The organism is Sediminibacterium sp. FW305-C-269, assembly GCF_058231045.1.
The window spans coordinates 19234-38014 of record NZ_JBIQXQ010000001.1; the positions used below are offsets into that span (position 1 = coordinate 19234).

General features: G+C 46.4%; 17 protein-coding genes. 4 read left to right on the forward strand and 13 right to left on the reverse strand.

Annotation, left to right across the window (positions count from 1 at the left end):
* Nucleotides 1-2 precede the first annotated feature (2 nt).
* Genes ACH3Y6_RS00090 through ACH3Y6_RS00110 form a run of 5 tightly spaced genes read right to left on the reverse strand, consistent with a single transcriptional unit; the run spans nt 3 to nt 4343 of the window.
* Nucleotides 3-410, reverse strand: coding sequence for a cytochrome C (locus tag ACH3Y6_RS00090; protein ID WP_490833519.1), 408 nt, complete (start codon nt 408-410; stop codon nt 3-5).
* Nucleotides 400-675: a hypothetical protein gene (locus ACH3Y6_RS00095; protein WP_490833520.1), complete on the reverse strand. Its 276-nt coding sequence runs from the start codon at nt 673-675 to the stop codon at nt 400-402. Before ACH3Y6_RS00095 ends, ACH3Y6_RS00090 begins: the two co-directional genes overlap by 11 nt.
* A 6-nt stretch (nt 676-681) precedes the next feature.
* Nucleotides 682-1683, reverse strand: a complete 1002-nt coding sequence (locus ACH3Y6_RS00100) for a cytochrome c (protein WP_490833521.1) — start codon at nt 1681-1683, stop codon at nt 682-684.
* Nucleotides 1684-1703: 20 nt separating this feature from the next.
* Nucleotides 1704-3845 carry a cbb3-type cytochrome c oxidase subunit I gene (locus ACH3Y6_RS00105; RefSeq protein ID WP_490833522.1) on the reverse strand — a complete coding sequence of 714 codons (2142 nt, stop codon included), beginning with the start codon at nt 3843-3845 and terminating at the stop codon, nt 1704-1706.
* 45 nt (nt 3846-3890) lie between these two features.
* Complete coding sequence (locus tag ACH3Y6_RS00110; protein WP_490833523.1) at nt 3891-4343, reverse strand: RrF2 family transcriptional regulator; 453 nt, start codon at nt 4341-4343, stop codon at nt 3891-3893.
* A 418-nt stretch (nt 4344-4761) separates the two neighbouring features.
* Between ACH3Y6_RS00110 and ACH3Y6_RS00115 the strand changes: the two genes are divergently transcribed.
* Both ACH3Y6_RS00115 and ACH3Y6_RS00120 read left to right on the forward strand, forming a co-directional pair.
* Nucleotides 4762-5244: a DUF4833 domain-containing protein gene (locus ACH3Y6_RS00115; protein WP_490833524.1), complete on the forward strand. Its 483-nt coding sequence runs from the start codon at nt 4762-4764 to the stop codon at nt 5242-5244.
* A gap of 217 nt (nt 5245-5461) precedes the next feature.
* A complete protein-coding gene (locus ACH3Y6_RS00120; protein WP_490833525.1) occupies nt 5462-6307 on the forward strand; it encodes a PPC domain-containing protein in 846 nt (281 codons plus the stop codon).
* Nucleotides 6308-6487: 180 nt separating this feature from the next.
* Here ACH3Y6_RS00120 and ACH3Y6_RS00125 read toward each other — a convergent pair whose 3' ends face one another.
* Together ACH3Y6_RS00125 and ACH3Y6_RS00130 are read right to left on the reverse strand one after the other, a co-directional pair.
* On the reverse strand, nt 6488-7051 hold the full coding sequence (locus ACH3Y6_RS00125) for a cupin domain-containing protein (RefSeq protein ID WP_490833526.1): 564 nt from the start codon (nt 7049-7051) through the stop codon (nt 6488-6490).
* 408 nt (nt 7052-7459) lie between these two features.
* Nucleotides 7460-9268, reverse strand: a complete 1809-nt coding sequence (locus ACH3Y6_RS00130; protein ID WP_490833527.1) for a hypothetical protein — start codon at nt 9266-9268, stop codon at nt 7460-7462.
* A gap of 608 nt (nt 9269-9876) precedes the next feature.
* Between ACH3Y6_RS00130 and ACH3Y6_RS00135 the strand changes: the two genes are divergently transcribed.
* Nucleotides 9877-11148, forward strand: a complete 1272-nt coding sequence (locus ACH3Y6_RS00135) for a M20 family metallopeptidase (protein ID WP_490833528.1) — start codon at nt 9877-9879, stop codon at nt 11146-11148.
* Nucleotides 11149-11157: 9 nt separating this feature from the next.
* Nucleotides 11158-11787: a trimeric intracellular cation channel family protein gene (locus ACH3Y6_RS00140; RefSeq protein WP_490833529.1), complete on the forward strand. Its 630-nt coding sequence runs from the start codon at nt 11158-11160 to the stop codon at nt 11785-11787.
* Between the two features lie 208 nt (nt 11788-11995).
* Here the strand turns inward: ACH3Y6_RS00140 and ACH3Y6_RS00145 are convergent, their stop codons facing one another.
* From ACH3Y6_RS00145 to ACH3Y6_RS00170, 6 genes are all read right to left on the reverse strand, one after another.
* A complete protein-coding gene (locus ACH3Y6_RS00145; protein WP_490833530.1) occupies nt 11996-13000 on the reverse strand; it encodes an AlbA family DNA-binding domain-containing protein in 1005 nt (334 codons plus the stop codon).
* A 42-nt stretch (nt 13001-13042) separates the two neighbouring features.
* A complete protein-coding gene (locus ACH3Y6_RS00150; protein ID WP_490833531.1) occupies nt 13043-13774 on the reverse strand; it encodes a DUF5131 family protein in 732 nt (243 codons plus the stop codon).
* A 5-nt stretch (nt 13775-13779) separates the two neighbouring features.
* Nucleotides 13780-14913, reverse strand: coding sequence for a three-Cys-motif partner protein TcmP (tcmP, locus tag ACH3Y6_RS00155; protein WP_490833532.1), 1134 nt, complete (start codon nt 14911-14913; stop codon nt 13780-13782).
* A 373-nt stretch (nt 14914-15286) separates the two neighbouring features.
* The gene (gene mnmE / locus ACH3Y6_RS00160; protein WP_490833533.1) at nt 15287-16669 is read right to left on the reverse strand and encodes a tRNA uridine-5-carboxymethylaminomethyl(34) synthesis GTPase MnmE; all 1383 of its coding nucleotides are present in this window, start codon (nt 16667-16669) and stop codon (nt 15287-15289) included.
* 129 nt (nt 16670-16798) lie between these two features.
* Entirely contained in the window at nt 16799-17623 is an 825-nt protein-coding gene (locus ACH3Y6_RS00165) for an energy transducer TonB (RefSeq protein WP_490833534.1), read from the reverse strand.
* 302 nt (nt 17624-17925) lie between these two features.
* Nucleotides 17926-18756, reverse strand: a complete 831-nt coding sequence (locus ACH3Y6_RS00170; protein ID WP_490833535.1) for an energy transducer TonB — start codon at nt 18754-18756, stop codon at nt 17926-17928.
* Nucleotides 18757-18781: the final 25 nt, after the last annotated feature.

An 18781-nucleotide genomic window follows, 5' to 3' on the forward strand; every position in this document is an offset into this window, starting at 1 on the left:
TTTCAGGCTTGTTTGGTCAGATAGGTGAACAGGTAAAATAAGGCCCAGCCGGCAAAACCAATGATCAGTATCCATACCCAGGAGGGAATGCTCTTGGGAGTCTCACTTCCTTCTATGAGAAAACGTTTCTGATCACCCTTGCCGTAGGCATTGATCATAATGGGAATGATACCATCTACCACGGCATTTTCGCGGATGCCTTCCACATCAATGGCGGGCCCGTTACGCACTTCAAAAGGTATCAGGCGGATACCTTCCTTTCCGGTGGGGTCTTTGCTCACAATACGCAACGTATGTTTGCCATCCACCAGTTTGCGTGTATCCATTTCAAAATTTACCGGTGGTATAAAAGTTGCCAGCGGTTGTGTTTCGTCATCAATGAAGACAACTACGCTACTTTTATCTTCCATAATAATCCTCTTTTAAGATCCATTGTTTGATATGTGCTGCAGAACGCTCTCCCGGGCGTATCAGCCAGGTTACCGACAAGACAAGTGTGACCAGCACAATCACTGCCGTTACCGAAATAATCAGATAATCCCAGTTACTCTGCGGACCGCTGCCATGGGTAATACCCTGCAGTATCTTGGGTTGCTGTTTTTCACAGACAGCACAGGCCATCACCGCGGAACGCAGGAACAGCAAACCGACCGCCAATACAAGTTTCTTTATCATACCGTTTTATTTAGGAGCTTTCTGTTTGACAAGGTCCATGAGTTTTTTCACATCTGCTTCGTTGACCTCTTTGGCACTGTTACCCCAGGAACTGCGTTCATGGTTGATGATGGCTGTAATTTCTGCTGCAGTCAGATTAGCATTGGTGCCTACCGCAGGCATCACGCCATATTCGGCACGGGCATCGTAGCCGTTCAGGATGATGTTGACATACAATTCCAGGTTATCGCCGGTAACAATCGGACTCCCCTTTAACGGAGGAAATGCACCCGGTAAGCCTTCGCCATTAGCCTGGTGGCAGCTTTGGCAATTGGCTGTATAGATAGCAGCACCATCCAGTGTTTTGGCAGCTGTGCCACTGGCTGTTTCCTGCTTTCGTTTATACAGGAATTCGGGAGCAGGAGAACCATCTGGCAGCGGGGTCTGTTTCAGCGACTGCAAATAAGCCACCAGTTGTAAAGCCTCCGGGTTTGCCACCAGTTTACCTTCCTTGCCGCCGAGCCATTCTTTGGGAACATTCACTACCACATCCCCTTTCGCCAATGTTTTCCTGAAGGTGAACATCCACGGGTATGCAGGCATGATGGATTCTTTTACCACAGCCCTGGGATTGAACAGGTGCACCAGGTTCCAGTCTATACTGGGTTGACGGTTGCCTACATCTGTAAGATCGGGACCGGTACGTTCGGTACCCATCAGGGTAGCCGTATTACGCCAGATATCGGTACGTGTAATGGCCGCATAATCCGCTGCGACACTGGGCCTGGATCCCCAGGCCTTATCCATATCCACATTGCGCACCTGCTGGGTATGACAGGCCACACAACCATTGGCGATGAATACCTGTTTGCCCTTGACGGCTTCTTCGCTCATCACCGCCGCGTTGGGTAGAGGTTTGTTAAACTGCTGGTTATTCAGGGCAGGCAGGATGGCCACCAGCAGGGTAAGTCCTGCAAAAAAGAAAAATGCCGTTCTGAATAGTTTTACATGATTATTGAAAAATTCCATAAACAGGATTCGATAAATGATTAATGAATAGTAGCCACCGTTTGCGCTTCCAGTTTTTGCAGTGCCAGCTCTTTGATATCAACAGTTTCGGGTTTGCTGATCATCTTATAGAAATTCCAGGCAAAGAAGATATGCGACAACCACATCAGGCTTCCGCCAATGGCCCGCCATAACCAGTAGGGCGCCATATGCACCACGGTTTCAATAAAGGGTTTGCCTTCTATCCACATCTGCCCGCGCAGGGTGCTGCCGATCATCAGTGGAATGGTATAAAACAAGAGTCCGATCAGCGCCAGCCAGAAATGGGCTCCTACCGTCACCTGAGGTGCTTCCCTTCCGGTCAGCCTGGGTAATACGGCATACATGCCAGCCCACAGGAAAAAACAGATGATGCCATACATGGTCAGGTGTGAATGGGCTACCGTGAAATCGGTGAAATGCCAGATCAGGTTGGTGGAACGGAAAGCTTCGGCCGTACCCTGCAAAGATCCCGTGCAATAAAAAATAATACCCACCAGGAAAAACGGAAGCGTATAACTGCCTGCCACTTTATGCCAGGCGCCTTTGAATGTCATAATGAAATTGGTAGTGCCCGCCACTACCGGTATCACCATGCCCATACTTCCTACAATGGCCACGGTTTGCAACCACCAGGGAATGGAACTGAATACAAAATGGTGTGTACCGATAAGCGTGTAAAAAAGGATCTGCGTCCAGAACGCCAGTATACCCAGGCTATAGGAATAGATGGGCTGGTTCAACTGTTGGGGTAACATATAGTACACGATGCCCAGCGTGAACAGCATGAACCACATGCCCACTCCCTGGTGCATATAATAGCCCTGTATGATGGTTTCGCCCAGACCATTCTGCCAGGTGGGTATATATGCCACTGCGGTAATGGTGAGTGCAAACATGATAGCTGAAACGATGTACCAGTTGGAAATGTAAATCTCTTTGGTCTTGCGCCTGGCAATGGTCTGCAGGAAATTGATCAACGTCAGTATCAGCCCCAGACCAAACAACAGCATTACCGGCCAGATATATTCCCGGTATTCGCCGCCGCCATTATTGATGCCAGCCATCAGGCATACCGTACCCAATACCACGGCCGCATTGATGAGCCAGAGTGCATACCATCCTTTTTTAATACTGGCCAGCGGAGTATTGCTGACCATGGGAACGATATAATATCCCAGTCCCAACATGCCCAATGATGCCCAGCCCCAGAATACAGCATTGGTATGCACGGGACGTAACCTGCCAAAACTTAGCCAGCTTAGATGATCTGCATCGGGTGATACGAATTTGATACCGAGGTATTCGCCGATGGTGGTGCCGAACAGCAGCCAGAAAGCAGCACAGCCCATATACCACAGGATCAGCCTGGACAGCTGCGGATCGATATTGGGACGTTTGAGCGCTTTCTTCTTCGGCGACACAAAGGGCAAGAAGGTACGTGTGTTTACATTACTGATCAGGCCTTTGTTGTCTGCGGGTATCTGTTGGCCCGATAATTCAGTATGGGTCAGGTGGTAGTCGAGGGCTTCTTTTCTTTTGGCCAGTTCCTGCAGGGCCTGTTCATCGGTCAGTGTAGCCAGATATGCGGCCAGTTGTTCAGCTTCATCCAGTTCTTCGCGGTTACGCTGCCTGCGCAACATAGCCGAAAGTTTCACGATCATGATCCCTATCGCCGCCAGGATCGGCACCAGGATAAGGGTGATGGTGATGATGATGCCGGTTTCACTGAACAGGTCTTTTTTGGTAACCGTTACCTGGGCCAGCAAAGGATTGCTATGCAAAGTTCCCAGGAGCAAAATCGCCAGGCAGGTGAGCAGTTTCCGGCCACCCGTTCTTTTTTGCTGAGCGATGTGTAATAATTGCCGGATCTGCCGGCTGTTGAAATTGGTCAGGTAATCCTTCAGTTGCTGCTTTTGCGAACCGGCGGTCCGACTCCTGCGTTTTTCAACCAGGTTGCTCACGGAGACGGACAAGAAAAATGCCGCCAGTAATACCGCAACCAGTACTGCCAGCAATACGAACAATAATGTAGTTCCCGGTTTTTCAACACCCCCTGCCTGCTGCGCATTCGTCCACAACGGAAAGAAACAGGCAGCTATCAGCATAGCTTTGATACGGGTATACATCCCTCTTTTCAGCATATAAAATAATTTAAGACCTTTTACTCTTTTACTGATTCAAAAAAATTATCTTCTTAAATAACGTTCTCCCAGTTCTAATGCGGTATTGTAATCGCCCAGGGTGGCATTCTGCATCATGGTTTTGATCCTGGCACGCACTTCCACAAATTGATCGTGTATGGGACAGGGTTTTTTGGCCGAGCAGCTCCGCAAACCCAATCCACAACCTGTGAATAGTTTGTCGCCATCGATGGCATTGACAATGTCGGCCAGGCTCTGTCGCAAACCATTGGCATCCAGATAAAACCCCCCATTGGGTCCCTTGGCGGATGAAACCAGGCCCTTGCGGCCCAGGTCCTGCAATATCTTGGCGATAAAAGGCTCAGGCGAGTCGATCGATCTGGCGATCTCCTTAACCCCTACCCTGACTCCGGTCTTTGACTTCTGTGCCACAAACAGTAAAGCCCTGATCGCATTTTCGCAGGTCTTTGATACCATACGCAGTTTTCTTGAACGCAAAACTAAGAAAGATTGGCTAGTAAAATACTTTTTTCTCTTTTATTTTATGAATGGCATGCCCGCAGATCATCCAGCTCCGTTTGTTGATGCATATCATTCTTTAGGATTGCAGAAATGGGTAGTTTTCAAAAAAACTCCCTGAGCAGATTGTCCGATTAAATAGCTATTGTTACCGGTGTGGCTTCGGAACCGGGCAAAAACAAAACCAGTTTGCGCTATGGCACCGAACTGGTGGCCGATAGTGGATGGGCCGCTTATTAACCCATACCCGCTGGCGTTAAAATCTGCTCAAACAGGAGTATATTGCTGTAAACATTGAGGGCTCCTATTTCACTAACCAAAGATCACTTCGTTCACTATGGGAAGGATATACAGAAGTCTGTTTTACCTGGTTACTTTATTTTGGACAACAACATTCATGCCGCTGTCTGCGCAGGAGATAGCATATCCCATACCACCGCATAATCCGAACCAGCTGTTCTACCTGCAGCGTCCGCCCAATACCAATACCCTGATCTATGAACTGAACCTGGACAATGGCGTGCTCAACAAAAAGCACCCCATACATGTGTACTGGATCAGTTATGCCAAAAAAGGACAGATCGAAGAACTTACCGACATACAGCGCAAATACGCTTACGGCATCAAAACCACCGCGATCGATGAGAACAGTTATGAATGTTACCTGACTGCTTACAAAAAACTGAAACTCTACCTGAAAGAAGGCGAGGATAAGCGGTACCATATCTACACCACCGTTAACAACAAACAAATCATGGTTAGCCGCATCTTCATTTCGGTAAATGGTGGCACACTGTTCAAGCCCAATATTGAATATGTGGAGTTAACAGGTACTGACCTGACCACCGGTTTGGTAGTGGAAGAGAAAATTTCTTTGTAAACCACTGCCCCGGTAAGTCGGTCCCGGATCATGATTCCCAACCAGCAGTGTGAGCATTGCCAATAGCTGGCCATCTTTTATTCCTTCTTATGCTACCGGGGTAATGCAACAGAACACCCTCCCGGGTGAGCTCTGCAGAGATAGAAAAATACCTACTTATCAGTATAGTTCCGGCCAGGCAAATCCCTCATCTTGCAAGCCTATTAAAACAATCCCTATGAAATTTTTTAGGTCCGGTATCCATCGCATATTGGCATTAGGTCTGATATGCCTGGTGAGTTTTTCCAACATACAATGTAAAAAAGTAGCAGAGCTGATTAATAAGGCCCTGAACTTCGAAGGTGTATTTGAAACCAATGATGGATGGGAAGTAACACTTGATGAGTCCAGCAGCTCAGGCTTTTTCTCAAAAGCCGGGATACCTCATTTGGGAATCCTGGTAGGTTATTATATTTTCACAGGCATGACCAGAACAGGTGATGATACCTGGACCGGCAGTGTAAGAGGAAATAACGGTTTTGGTTCTTTCACTACAGGAACCGTTCAGATCATCGGTAATGTGGTTACGGTAAAACCTTCCGGCGGATCACTCTATGGACTGGTCCGGAGCAGTGGCAGTAGTTCAGGTGGCGGCAGCGGCAGTGGAGGCAGTGGAGGCAGTGGCGGTAGCGGTGGCTCCGGTGGAAGCAGTGGCGGCAGCGGAGGCAGTTCAGGAGGTACTACTCAAACACTGCTAAACGAATTGGTCACAGGCAAAAGGCTGGACAAAAAAATGTATTCTTTTACCGTACCCGCCGGGGCTAAAAGCCTGACGGTAAAACTTACGGAAGATGGCGGACAGGCCGACTACAATCTGGCAGATATGTTTGTCCGGTATGGCAGCCAGCCAACGGTGAGCGTCAGCCCCCGTTACACCTGGACTGCAGATTGTGGCAGTGTCAACTCCAACAGAGAGGATGAGATCTGTACATTCCAAAGTCCACGCTCAGGAACCTGGTATGTTATGGCCTATGGATATAACAGTGTCTTCGCTTCTAAACTGATTGTAACCATTACAAAATAAATGGCAGCTACCGGGTCAGATCCACACAATTCTATGAGATCAGCAAATTCCTGACCATACCGTATTCTTTTCTCCGCAGACCACTCCCCGAGGGGGGTGCTCTGCGGGGAGCAGAATATGAGAGCCAGGCCAGCACACAGATTAGGCAGGAAGGTTCTTGACACTCCTGCAATTAGTCGGTCAATCAATTTTCAATGGCCCGCCTACCACTTTCATGCCGTGGTCAGCAAACACTTTGTTGATTTCTTCTTTGGATGGCAGCGATGCCCACTGATCGGTAGTTGCAAAGAAGGCTTCCATTTTTCCTGCCGGCATATAAGAAACGAGGGTCTTTGCTGTTTCGGTAAGCTGTATAAACGCATGGGGTATGTTGCGCGGAAGAAAAATAGTTTCGCCGGCTTTTACCGTAAACCTGTCTTCACCAGATTGAAACAAATATTCTCCCTCTGTAACAAAAAACCATTCATCCTGGTCTATATGAATATGCAGGGGTGGACCTCCATTCGGAGTTTGCCCGCTTTGTTCAAATACGGCTAGTTCCTGGTTGGTATCAGTTCCGGATATTTTTATGTCAAGTGTATTAGAAGTCACTCCTTTCATTCTGAAACGTTTACCAAACCTTGACGCACCCGACTTTACCTGAAATGGTTTTTCTGTTCTCATAGGATATACTGTTTTATATTTTGCAAATGCCATGAAAGGAACTGTGGCAATGGTGGTCAATATGAATTTTCTTCGACGCATGGTAATTACAACCCGATTGCTGAAGAGTTCATCCACGACTGGGCAATAAAACTAAAAGTAGCAGAAGTTCCGGATGCCTGGCTTACCTGCTGCGTGGTCACTATAAAGCCGGTTTGTTGAAGTTAAATTAGTAAACCTCTGGCGGAATTCCTATTGTTTATGCGCTATCGGATTTCCCTGTGGATGCCAAATAGTAAAATTAGGTCTTGCGGGTTTTACACCAACCACCAGTAACTGGTATCTGCTGCTGTCATGAGATATTTGCAGAGAGGGTATTCTCCGCAGGTGTCCCCAAAAGAGAAACGCTGCGGGAATCATTTCGTTGTTGATTGCAAAAGACATGCTCAATAGCCGGAAAGTTATCGAAGAACCTCCCGGTATCCGTATTTCCGCCTGCAGTTGTTTGATTTAATTCAGATCTAAGGCATACCTGTAATTCACTCCATCCAGCGCAACTTCTGCATAAGCAAGATCCTGCAGAAATTTCTCCCGATCAGCTGCCGGAATGGAATCAAGCGCTTTATAGTAATGGATTCCCTCTTTGATATTCTGGTAAAACCCCGCATAGAACTTTTTCTTTTTAGGGGTTAGCTCTTCCTGTTTTTCATTACTCAGCTCGTTCTGTAAATAATCGATATACAGATTCAGCTCAGACACAAACATATGACTCCTGGTGGCGTTCATCAGTACATCGGTTCTGCCGTAAATATGATTCACCATGGTTTGCAGCGATACAACTTTGGAAAAATTTACAATATTCGGACCAGGACAGATCGTAACCGTCTCCAGGTTTTTGACAAAAGTCTGCTGATGTTTGATGGCAGCAGAATTACTGAGGCCGATGCACAAACATTCTTTTTCCAGTACCTGGTCAATTTGCTTTTTGCGTTCCTGTTCCGGAAGATCCATCGATTTCAGTTGTTCAATTTTCAGTTGCTGGTATTTGATGGATGCGGTACAAATAGGTTCCGCAGTAAATTCGGTATTATTGACCAGGTGTTTTTCGGTACAGGGACTTCCCGGTTTACCCTGCTGTATCCTTTCCCGTCGCTCCTTGTCCGAACTGGTGCCTTTGAGATAATGGAATCGTACACCCAATGGAGAATGATGACTCAGGGTGATATCTCCCTCCCTTGCCGCACTTAATTTCCTGAGCGTATCCTCATCCACAGTGGTTGCTTCGGGCACCAGTAAAAATGGAGTTCCCCAGCCGGTACTTTCCATCCCGTAGTACTCATGCAACAGTTGATCCTCTGCCGCGGTTCCAATACCTCCCTGCACAGAAAAGATCATGCCGGGTGGTTCCTGAAGTGCTGCTTTTCCTTTTCGTACCAGTGCCGCGTTATAGATGTCGAACAATGCGCTGGTGAGCCCGGCCCGGTTCTGCCGAAACTCCTCCAGTATGGGACCCAGCAGGTACCCATCGGTTGCAAAAGCATGTCCGCCGCAGTTGAGGCCCGACTCTACCCGAAACTCACTTACCCAGAGGCCTTTTTTGGCCAGGTATTTACCCTGGATCAATGCGGAACGGTAATCGCTGACCTTAATGATGATTTTTTTGGTAAAACTGCCGTCCGCATTCATATCCAGTTCCGGGCAGTTTTCCAGGTAATTATACAGGCGGGGATTCATGCCTGCGGAAAACACGACGGAAGAGTCTGCCAGGTCACTTTTCACATACCCACGCAATGCAGTAACTGCTTCAGAACTATCCGGCGGAATGATGCCTTCCCTATCTGTTTGTTCCCGGTCCAGTTTGGTCATGATATTGACATCGATACTGCCCGGCCGGATCAGCTTACGCAAACGTTCCTGCAATTGCGCTTTCTCCGCCTGGCAGTCCAGCTCCATCATTTGACGATACAATTTTTTAACAGCGCTGCTTTCGGGCAGCATTTCAAAATATCTGACTATTTCAGAACCAGCCTCAAATGCAGCATTTCTGAGTTTTTCCACCTGTTCCTGAACAATGGTATTGACCAGGTTAAGGTAATCGGTAATTCTTTTGGCCCGGTAATCCTCTTCCTGCACGGAAATGGGGAAATAGGTTTTATTGATACTGGGATAATAGGTTTTCCGCATCATTTCAACCAAACGGTCTTCTACTATGGAGATCACGGAAGAAATGCCAAACCTGGCCACTTTGATGGGAGAATCAATGGTATAAGCCAATCCCATCACCGGTATATGGAACCTGTGTAACGATAATTCTTGCATCCTGCTGGTATTATTGAGTCGCGAAAGTACTAATTAAGGATAATTTTGTCTTTAATTATTTTCTGCCGCAGTTTATGAGCGGACGGGGAATTTGCGTGCGGAGGCACTCAGGCGCGGTTGGCAATGGAGACCTCTCACCGAAGGGCGACACTGGAGGAAGACCCTCTCAAAACCTGCCCTACAGCCCTCTGAAACACTCCCATAGCTCTCTAAAAGGGAGAAACAGCTCCCTTTGAGTGAGCTGTTTCCCTGTTTGACTGAGCGATGGACGGGTATAACAGAATCACAGGAATGTTTACCATAGCTGCAGCCTGGTTGATGTGACAAATGAGTCACCGGGGGGAGATGTGGTGTTGTATCGTACAAAGGCACTAAGTCCGATGTGGGCAGAATGACCGTGATCGTTCCTGCTGCTGCGCTTTATGCATGACGGGGAATTTGGCTCGCGGAGGCAGTAAGGCGCGGTTGGCGAACGGAGATGTCTTATAAAGGGGGGCCTTCGGTGCACGCATAAAAGTATGCACCATCTTTGTGGCGGTAAGGCCTGTCCTACCCGTATGACATACGCATAAAATATTGTACCTTATAGCATGAAATAATTGTCCATCATGCAAGCCGAACAGATCCGATCATTGAACGATCAACTAGAAAAGGACTTGGAGGCAATGCTTCCTGAACTGGAAGTCATTTACAAAGACATTCACCTTCATCCTGAATTATCCATGCAGGAGTTCCGCACCGCCGGAATAGCTGCAGAGTATTTAGCCCGTTATCACTATGAAGTATCCACCGGCATTGGTGTAACCGGTGTGGTGGGTCTACTGAAAAACGGCGAAGGGCCGGTAGTAATGCTCCGGGCCGATATGGATGCGCTGCCGGTGGCCGAAGATACCGGCCTGCCTTATGCCAGCACGCTGAAAGCAAAAGATGAAGAAGGAATGGAGGTTGGTGTATCACATGCCTGTGGTCATGACCTGCACGTTACCTGGTTAATGGGTGCTGCCCGGTTATTGGCAACGCACAAAGCATCGTGGAAGGGTACTTTACTCATTGTTTTTCAGCCAGGCGAAGAAGTGGGCCGCGGGGCGCAGTCGATGATCGACGATGGCATGATGGAGCGCTTCCCCAAACCGGATATTATCCTGGGGCAGCATGTGATGGTGGGTGAAGCCGGCACCGTTGGACATCGCGCAGGCCCCATCCTCTCAGCAGGCAATAGCTTACGGGTAAAATTATTCGGGATGGGTGCACATGGCTCGGCTCCCCAGACTTCCATAGATCCGGTGATCATGGCGGCAGCAACCACCATGCGGCTGCAAACCATCGTTTCACGGGAAATAGCACCTATTGAAAATGCCGTATTAACGATCGGCGCCTTACAGGCCGGAGTGAAAGAAAATATCATTCCCAACGATGCCACTTTGAAATTGAATATCCGCACTTTCAACGAAGGGGTACGGGATCATATTCTCTCTGCGGTAAAACGCATCTGCTGTGCCGAATCGGCTGCTTCCAATGCACCCAAAGAACCGGAGTTCACCACTCTGGACAGTTACCCCATCACCGACAATGATGTTGCCGCCACGGCAAAACTTGCGGAAGCGTTCCTGCTGCAGTTTGGTGACAGATCCTATGAAACGCCCCCCGCTTCGGCGAGCGAAGATTTCAGTATTTTCGGCAGGAGCTGGAATGTGCCCTATGTTTTCTGGTTTGTGGGTGGCACTGATCCGGATACTTTCATCAAAGCCCGGAACGAGGGCCGCATCAATACCATTCCGGGAAACCATTCACCCAAATTTTATCCGGTTCTGCATCCCACCCTCAAAACAGGTTTGCAGGCTATGATCACAGCCGCGGCTGCGTGGCTGGATAAACCCTAACTATCGTAAATGGATAAATTACATACCCTATATACGCTGATCGATCTGGGCGGCACTTTTGCTTTTGCCGTAAGTGGCGCCGCTGCTGCCAAACAAAAGGGACTGGATGTGCTGGGCATCCTGGTAGTGGCTTTTACGGTAGCTTGTGGCGGCGGTATCATCAGGGACCTGTGCATTGGCGATATACCTCCTGCCGGATTATCTGACTGGCGCTACCTGGTGGTTTCCATGACCGCAGCCCTCATTACCATTGGCGTTACTCCGCTGAACAGGTTGCTTGCCGGACCGGTATTATTGTTTGATGCATTGGGCTTATCCCTTTTTGCCGTTTCGGGTGCAGAAAAAGCGCTGGGCTTTCGTCATAACTATGAAGTGGCCATACTGATAGGTATGGTAACTGCCGTAGGTGGCGGTGTGATCCGTGATATTTTCCTGAACCGCATTCCCGCCATTTTTGAAAAAGAGATCTATGCTTCCGCCGCCCTGTTGGGCGCTATTGTGGTGGTAGCAGGTAATTACCTGGAACTGCCGGATGCATGGGTGTTCCCCGTAGGTTTCCTGGTTTGCTTACTGCTGCGTATACTGGCCATGAAATACCATTGGAAACTGCCTTCTTTTTCGGATAAGAAGGATGGATGATCCGGCAGAGATGAACTACAGGGATGCCGTATTCGCTCTCACAAAGACACTTTAGTACTGTTTGAGAAATGGGGTACTTACAAGGTAGCGTTAACATCGCCGAATACTATTTATGATGAGGCCAATGAGAGGGATGCAGTGGTGTGTTTTGTAAAACAATTAGAGAAGATAACAGAGGCTTGTTTTCAATTGAGCTAACAAAGTCGGCTTATTTTTTTTTTGCTTTTTTAGCGATACGCCCTTTTGAGGGATGCTTTTTTGCATACTCATCGCAGACATCTTTTATGTAATTATCTTTAGCCTTGTATCTACTAAACATTTCCAGTACCTTTTTCGAATATTTATTTACGACTGAATTTTTTCCTGTTTTTATTGAATTATGGTACCGCCTATCGCCCTTAATATTAAATTTCCAAAGAAGACATTTGACCTCATGTTGATTAAGAGATAAACTTTTAATCAAATCGCTAGCCAAAAGTGGATACAACTCGTCGGATGACACAACTTGATTATTATCTACAATACCTTCAATCTCCCCCTTTATCGTTAGTGCTGGCGCACCATCCTTCTCTACAAGTTTCCCCTCTTTGATAAATTTTATTTTTGAAAGCAGGCTTTTATCTAAAAGAATCTTTTTTTCACCCACTTGCATTTCACCCTTATATGAGTCCAATATCTGAATATTCCTTGGCCCTACTGAAGTTATTTTCTGTATATGCTCCATCCACAGTTTCTTCTCTTTTTCTTTTTCAGATTCAATAAGTTTGTAAAGTTCTGGATAGGCTATTTCTTTGGTTTCACCACGATATCTATAGTAGATTGCACCTTCGCGAAGCTTACACTTTTCGTTATTCTTCTTACACAAAATCGGTTTGCTTGTTGCCTCTGGGACCCATATTTGACCGAACTGCCTTCCAGCGTAATCAAGCGTGTTTAATTGCCATTCAAATTCGTGAGAAAAGTATTCCAACATCTTTTCATTGAACTCTTTTGGATCGCATTTAAAGAACTTTTCATTTTTGAGTCCTTCTGGAATATGAGGCGAATTTTTTATTCCAAAAATTATTTGCCCTCCCTTATTGTTTGCCATGCCTACAATAGACCGTAAGTAAAACGGAATGCTTTCATAATGAAAGGTTTCCTTGAATTCCAAATCAGTACTCTCACGCTGCCGAATGTGTCCTTTCGAGTTTATTAGAAATTTAAAATCCATAACTAATACTATCGCTATGTAGTTATTATTTAGTTACCACAATTAATCGCCTTTACTCAATTCTCGCACTATAGGCATTTCATCGTATGTTCGTCCGTTTAAGATCCTACCTGAAGCCTTTTTGTTTTTACCACCCCACTGTTTAAAGAAAAACGCAACTTTTGCCTTTTCGCATTGATCCTGAATATCAATTACCCAATCCGGATCCATCGGTCTAGGATTATGCCCGCTTTCGCCACCTACTATAACCCAATCAATTTTTTTTAAATTCAACCCGGAAAGTTCGCCAATCAAAGGTTCAAGAGAAAGAAATTTTACTTTAGCCCTAGTATTTCGTAGGAAATCAATTCTGTCTACTACTCTTTTATCTTCAACGGAAACCCCCATCCAAATGTTATGCGTCCATTTAAGTTCCTTATGAACTTCGAAAAGCCGATTAGCTCTTTTAGTTAAAACTTGGAATACATGCTGTGGATTTTTGTTCATCACTGCAAAGACCTTTTTAATAAACTCTAGTGATACATCTTTATGAAAAAGATCACTCATAGAATTAACGAAAACTATCTTTGGAGTCTTCCAAGTGTAAGGAATATCCAAAGTTTCGGAATGGGTTTTGACAACTTTAAACCCAGCTTTGTATTTCTCTTGACCCATTGCCTTTAACCTTCGTGTCATAATCTCTGCATAACAGAACTTGCATCCTGCAGATATTTTAGTACACCCGGTAGTTGGGTTCCATGTCATTTCTGTCCATTCTATTGAAGAGTTTGCCATATTGGTTAATTGAATTCTAAAATACAGTATTCATTTATAAGTACGCTAACACTATGCTCTTTGTTATCAGTGAAAGTAGCTTTCACTTTACCTTGTTCAACCAGATCTCTCAAAGTGTCCGAATAATGAGTTCTGCAATATTTCGACAATGCTTGGTGCTCGTTGAATAATTGAATCGCAGACAGTTTTCTTTTTTTGAACTTTTCCAAAAGCTCCTTCCCAAGCACATAGATATTTTGGTCGCCAAAATCAATCTGCCCATCGCCCATATCTAATTTTTTCGCATCGAATGTATAATCACCATTTGCCCCTAAAGTAGCGCCAAGATTATCAAAGTCATTATAAATTTGCTTTACTAAATCGTATCCCCGATTATGTTTGGTAAAATGAATTATATAGTGACTTGTAGTATTGCTGTCCTCCTCCTGAAATTTGAAAGCACAATGAAACACATTCGGAACAATCTTCTTAAACTCGTCAGCCAAGTTTGCGATTATTAGTGATAACCGTTCTTGTACCTTACCAACGTATTTCCTATCAGATCTAATAGTTTCGATTGTAGTAGGAAACAACTCAGTCATCAAATCATCAAATTTTTCATTTTCGACAGCAGCGTGAATTCTTTTAATATTAAAGAACAAAAAGATTTCGTTCCCCCAATTACAGAGAAAATTGGCTAAATCTTTTGTATTTATCCCTTTATATCCAAAGGGGTCAAAAAACAACAAAGTAGGGTATGGGTTTTTAAGAGTGGTATTCTTTTTTCTCAAGTATGCCGTTATTTTTTCATCTTCCCCAACTGTTTTGTCTCCAAATTTTGGTTTAAATAAAAAAGTGGATTCATCATAACGTGCTTCAAAATTCTTTTTTAAGGACTCAATATGTTCGTTATCATTAAACATTAGGTGTACAATGTTTTTTAAATCAACATCTTTTGCGCAAGCGTCTGCTATCAAAATCGGGGTCGACAAACTCCCGTCTTCATAAATTCCGGGGCCCGCGAATAAGTCAAGATAACGTATCTCCTTTTGTCGGGATTTTAAAATTATTTTGCAATATTTCGGAAAATAATTGGCTACAATATTTGCTTTAATTTTTGAAGATGCAGTTTGTGTCTTAAAAAAATCGGCGTCTGCCATATGTAAGTCAGGAATAATTTAAAATAGGTGTGAGCAGGCTATTGGATTTGTGATATGACAGTCTAAAAGGGGGAGAATCGGCATACAATATGCAAATAAAAATGGATATATACAAGGAGTTCAAACAGTTATTATTGCAAAACAGCAATAATGCAACCAATCACCTGTTAACTATTGCATCATTGTGTATCATACTATATCATTGTTGCCCATAATTCATCCCTCTTTATTTCAAAATACTCCGAAACAAAAAGTAGTAACAGAATAGTCACTAATATCCGGCTACTAAAGGCAGTAAAAGGCAAGGAAAGGCAAATAAAATCTGCTGATAATCAATATAAATCGTGTAGAACGCGTATGAATCGTACGCTGTTTATTTTCCGATACAGAACTTCGAAAAGATATAATCCAGTTGATCCTCATTGGTGATCTGGCCGGTGATGGTGCCCAGGTAATGCAGGCACTGGCGGATATCGATGGCCAGCAGGTCGCCGGGCACTTTCTCTTCCAGTCCGCGCTGTACATCGGCCAGTGCTTTGGCCAGGTGCTGCAAAGCCTCGTAGTGGCGGGCATTGGTAACGATGGTGGACTCGGCATAAATATCACCATCAATGGCTTTGCTGACCAGGGCCTCTTTCAGGTGCTCGATATGCGTATGTTCCTTGGCAGAGATGAATACCGTGTCTGTAAAAGCGGCAAAACGCTGTTGCGCCGCTGTGTTCTGTCCGTCCACCTTATTGCCCACCAGCAGGTAGCGGATCTGTTCTTTCTCAAATGTGTGCACCACCTGCTGCAGGTCTGCTTCGGTGATCTCATTCACATCGAACAGGTACAGTACGATATTGGCGGAGCGCATTTTTTCGAGGCTCTTTTCCACGCCGATGCTTTCAATCACATCGTGGGTATGTTCGCGTATGCCGGCCGTATCGATGAGCCGGAACAGGATACCTTTGATGTTGAGCACTTCTTCAATGGTATCGCGCGTGGTGCCGGCGATATCGCTCACGATGGCGCGGTTCTCGTTCAGTAAGGTATTGAGTAAGGTGGATTTACCTGCATTGGGTTTACCGATAATGGCCACCTGCACCCCGTTCTTGATCACATTACCCAGCTGGAAGGAACCGATGAGCTGGTGTGTGGACAGGGCCAGCTGGTTCACCAGGGTCTGCAGAGCGGCCCTGTCGGCAAACTCCACATCTTCCTGCGAAAAATCGAGTTCCAGTTCTATCATGGCCGAAAAGCGGATCAGCTGTTCACGCAGTTGCTGCAGGTCTGAGGAAAAGCCCCCGCGCATACTGTGCAAAGCGGCCCTGCGACTGGCTTCCGTATTACTGGCGATCAGGTCGGCCACAGCTTCGGCCTGGGTCAGGTCCAGTTTACCGTTGAGGAAGGCCCGCTGGGTGAACTCACCCGGTTTGGCCAGGCGCACGCCCTTACTGGTAAGGGCACGAATGATATTCTCTTGTATGAATGGTGAACCGTGGCAACTGATCTCGATCACGTCTTCGCCCGTATACGACCTGGGACCTTTGAACAAAGACAGCACCACTTCATCCAGCAATTGTCCCTGGTGCTGCAACAGTCCCACATGAATGGTATGCGACTGCTGTTTGAACAGGTCTTTCGAGGGGAACATCTCATCCAGCACCCGGAAGGTCTCTTTACCGCTCACCCGAATCACCCCAATGGCCCCCACCCCCGGCGGCGTGGCCAACGCCACGATCGTATCATCCCAACCCCGCAAGTGCGTGCTCATAGTGTCTGCTTTACAGGCAAAAGTAGAACAATGAGAGGGAATTGAGAATGATAGCATGATAGAATGAGTGAATGATAGAATGTGAAACAGAATCAAAACATTCTATCATTCACTCATTCTATCATGCTATCATTGTTCCCCCACCCTGAACGTGATCTTCTGCCGCTGCCGGTAGATCACGTTGCGGCCGTTCTGCACTGCGGGCATCCAGCGGGGGCTTTTCTGGATGACGCGGATGGCTTCTGCTTTGGTTCCGTAGCCGGGATCGTTTTCGGCCCTTACGTCGCTGATATTGCCTTCGCGGTCAACAATGAAGGATACGATCACCGAATAATCGGCTGGGGGAGCCCCATTCTGGGCAGCAATATCCTGGTTCAGGTTTCTTTCCAGGTATTTGCGCCAGGCGGCTATTCCGCCCAGGAACTGTGCCTCTATCTGCACGGAAGTGAACACTTTGTCTATATCATCCTTTTCCAAAATATTGTCCACCACACCAGTGCTTTTTTCAACGGGAGGGGCCACAAAACCTTCGTCTTTGGCGCCTTCCTGGTTGATGGTACCGATGCGGGTATTCTCCAGCTGGTCGATCTCTTTTACTTCGTCTTCGGCTTTTACCTGGTCATCGGCCACGATCCTGGGAGGCGTTACTTTGGCCATTTCCACTTTGGGTGGTTCCTGTTTGGGGATGGGTTTGGGCTGTTCGGGTTTGGGTTCTTCCTGTTTGAAATTCTCCAGTTCCACCACGGTCACCAGTTCTGCGGTTGTCCTGTTCTTCTTGCCATTGGCCAGTAAGCTGCCGGCCACGGCCAGCAGACAAAGCAACAGCATAACCGACAAGGCAAAGAGGATCCGTTTCTGGTAGGTCTTGCGCAATTCATAGGCGCCATAGCCTTTATTCCGTCCATCGAACAGGATGTCCAGGATATCTGCGGAGAGGATCTGTGACTTTTCCATAGTAGTGAGTTTCTACTATGATTCTCCCACAACAAAAAATCCACACCGCAAAACGACGAGTAAATTTTGCAAAAATTCCATAAGAGGCAATTAGTGGATGAGTGAATGGGCAATTGTCAATTGTGAATAGGCTATTCACTCACCACTGACCACTGACCACTCACACCTACCCATTCACTCATTCACTCATCCACTCATTCACTCATTCTACTCACAACTGACGATTCACAATTGCCCATTGTCCATTCACAAAAAAGCCCCGCAAAAAATTGCAGGGCTTTTATAATTTCTGTCGTTCAGAATTATTCTTCTGATACCACGAAAGTGATGCTTTGTTTGTGACGGTAGATAACGTTACGTCCGTTCTGCACCGCGGGTTTCCATTTAGGTCCTTTGGTGATTACGCGCATCGCTTCTGCTTTGGTTCCGTAGCCGGGATCGTTCTCCGCTGCTACATCACTGATACTTCCGTCTTTGGCCACGATAAAGGATACCACTACGGTATATTTTCCCGGAGGGGCACCGTTCTCAACAGGGAGGTCCCTGTTCAGGTTACGCTCCAGGTATTTGGTCCACTGAGGCAAACCACCGGGGAATTCCGCGGGGATCTGTACTACGGTGAATACCTTATCGTAGTCTTCTTCAACTTTAGGGGCTTCCACCACACCGGTTCCTTTTTCAACGGGAGGGGCTACAACACCTTCGTCTTTCGCACCTTCCTGGTTAATGGTACCGATCTTGGTATCTTCCAGTTTTTCCACTTCCTTGATTTCCTCATCAGGTTTCACTTCTTCATCCTTCACGATCTTGGGAGGAGTGAATTTGGTGATCTCCACTTTGGGTGGCTCCTGTTTTGGCGGAGGTGGCGGAGGTGGTGGCTCCGGCTTTTTCTCCTCCTTGTTTACGTTCTCCAGCGACATATCGGCCACAATGATCTCCGCCTGCTTTTTCTTGGTTGAGTTCGCTACCAGCGAGCCCACCAGTAAAAGTGCGCAGATCAGTACCATTCCGCCTATAGAGATCTTGATACGCTTGTTATACGTTTTGCGGAGTTCATAAGCACCGTAGTCCTTATTCCTTCCGTCAAAAAGGATATCAAGAATATCAGCGGATAAAATTTTGTTTATCTCCATGATCTGGTTCTTTTGTAATTAGTTT